Below are 381 nucleotides of genomic sequence, written 5' to 3' on the forward strand. Positions count from 1 at the left end.
GGGCCTTCGAGGCCTGGGAACGGGTCGCCAATCTGGAATTTGTGGAAACCGGATCCTCCTCTGCCGATATCACCTTTGATGATGCGGCAAGCGGCGCCTATGCCCAGTCCGTGACCAGTGGCGGCACCATCCTGTCGTCGGAGGTGAATGTCTCGACCAGCTGGCTCGCCGGCTCCGGCACGTCGATCAACAGCTATTCCTTCCAGACCTATGTGCATGAGATCGGCCATGCGCTGGGGCTTGGCCATCAGGGCGCCTATAATGGCAATGCCACCTACGGCACTGATGAAACCTTCAGCAATGACAGCTGGCAGCTGTCGGTGATGTCCTACTTCGACCAGGACGATAACAGCACGACCACAGCCTCCTTTGGCTATGTGG

Annotated in this window: 1 protein-coding gene; it reads left to right on the top strand. The window is 58.8% G+C overall.

The window, feature by feature from the left end:
• Nucleotides 1–381: matrixin family metalloprotease (locus R0J87_RS18795; RefSeq protein WP_498888103.1), on the top strand; the 381-nt coding region annotated here is incomplete at both ends.

Source organism: Halomonas sp. SIMBA_159, assembly GCF_046536035.1.
GTDB lineage: Bacteria > Pseudomonadota > Gammaproteobacteria > Pseudomonadales > Halomonadaceae > Vreelandella > Vreelandella venusta_A.